General features: G+C 69.6%; 1 protein-coding gene and 1 pseudogene. Both read left to right on the top strand.

Going from position 1 to position 1958, the window contains the following annotated elements; all coding sequences use genetic code 11:
- Window positions 1-329 (top strand): annotated as a pseudogene (locus tag FVW20_RS13815) (hypothetical protein); the annotation flags it as partial.
- Window positions 330-700: 371 nt separating this feature from the next.
- Window positions 701-1958: efflux RND transporter periplasmic adaptor subunit (locus FVW20_RS13810; protein WP_196610068.1), on the top strand; the 1258-nt coding region annotated here is incomplete at its 3' end.

The following is a 1958-nucleotide window of genomic DNA, read 5'->3' as shown; positions in this document are numbered from 1 at the left end:
ACCATGCCCGCACCGGCGACACCGCCACCTACCTGCGCGCCGTGCGCCCGCTGGTGATGCGCCTGTCCCTGGCCCTGTCCCACGCCTGGGCCACCCTGGACCACTTCCCCGACCTGGCCGCCCCCGGCGCGGAACTGCTGCACCGGGCCGAACTGCCCGCCGCCGCGCGCGAGTTGCACACCTTCTTCCGCAACCGCCATGTCGCCGGTTCACCCGACATGGAACCCGGCACGGAACTGCTGGCGGAGCTGTGGGCGGGCTTCGGCCTGCGTCTGGCCGACGGGCAGGAAGGAACAGGCAGGTTGACCGCACTACGGCCCGGCGACTAGTCCGCCGGCCTCCTCCCGCCGGGAAACGGCAGGAACCGGAATCCGCTCCCACGCATACGGAACCGGGGGGGGAACGGCCACGCGATGGCAACCACGCGGCAGTGATCGAAGGACACCACCCCCACCGCGCCTTCTTCCTGTCCGCGCCGCCTGCGCTCGGCACCAACCTCACGCTCCCTGCCGCTCCAGGCGGTGCATGCCCTTCCCCTTCGCCGCGTGAATACTTATAGTCCCGGCATTGCCCGGCGCCCCGCGCCCCACGCGCGGGGCCGAACCGCCAACGCGGCACGGCGCCACGTTGCTCCAAGGGCCCCCCTTCCCACTGCCCATACCGCCATTGCCTCCCATTACCTCACGGACACGGGAACCCCATGCGCAAGAAGATCATCATCGGCCTCGCCATTGCCCTCGCCGTGGCCCTGATTGCCGCCTACTTCCTGTCGCGGCGCGAAGGCCGCACCGAAATCACCCAGACCGCCACCGTCAGCCGGGCCACCGTGCGCAAGGTGCTGGACGCCACGGGCATCATCAAGCCCGAGGTGGGCGCCATCGTGAAGACCGGCACCCGGTTCACCGGCATCATCCGCACCATGCACGTCAAGGTGGGCGACGCGGTGAAGGCCGGGCAGATCATCGCCGAAATCGACGACCGCGAGCAGCGCGCCCAGCAGGACCAGGCCGAGGCCACCCTGCGCAAGACCCAGTCCGAGCTTGCCCGCGTGGAGGCCTCGTACCCCCTGCAAATCCGCGAGGCGGAAGCCCAGATGGCCGCCGCGCAGGCCGACTACGACTACGCAGTCCTGAACCTGAAGCGCCGCCGCACCCTGGTGGAGCAGGATCTGGACGCCCGCAACACCCTGGACGAGGCGAAGCAGCAGGCGGAAACCACCGGCAACATCCTGGCCGCGCGCAAGGCCACCCTTGACCGCCTGCAACGCGAATCGACGCTGGCCATCAAGACCGCGCGCGAAGCCGTGAAGGAGTCGCAGTCCGCGCTGCAGGCCACCAACGTGCGCCTGTCCTATTCGGTGATCCGCGCCCCTCTGGACGGCGTGGTCAGCGAGGTCACGGCACAGGGCGGCGAAACCGTGGTGGCGGGCTTTCAGGTGGCCAACCTGATCACCGTGCTGGACCCCACCCGGCTGGAAATGTGGATCTACGTGGACGAAACCGACGTGGGTCAGGTAACCCCCGGCATGTCCGTGGAATTCCGCGTGGATTCGCTGCCGGGCCGCACCTTTGGCGGCACGGTGAACCAGATCTACCCGCAGCCGGAGATTCGCGACAACATCGTGTATTACCGTGCGCTGGTGCGCCTTACCCCGCAGACCTCCACCGACCTGCGGCCCGAAATGACCACCCAGTGCCGCATCGTGGTGCAGCAGAAGGACAACGCGCTGGCCGTGCCCAACGAGGCCCTGAAATGGGTGGGCGGCGAGCAGGTGGTGTTCGTGCAGGACGGCGGGACCATCCGCCGGGTGCGACCGCGCATCGGCCTGGCCGGTGCCGAGACCAGCGAGGTGCTGGAAGGGCTGGCCGAAGGCGATGTGGTAGGCACCAGGGTGGTGCTGCCCACCTCGCGCGGCGGCGCGCGGCCCGAACAGGCGTCAGCGGGATCGGGCGGCCCCG

The organism is Nitratidesulfovibrio oxamicus (assembly GCF_015731765.1).
In the GTDB taxonomy this organism is placed as follows: domain Bacteria; phylum Desulfobacterota; class Desulfovibrionia; order Desulfovibrionales; family Desulfovibrionaceae; genus Cupidesulfovibrio; species Cupidesulfovibrio oxamicus.
The sequence above is the reverse complement of the archived record's forward strand: the minus strand, read 5'-3'. Positions and strand labels throughout refer to the sequence as shown.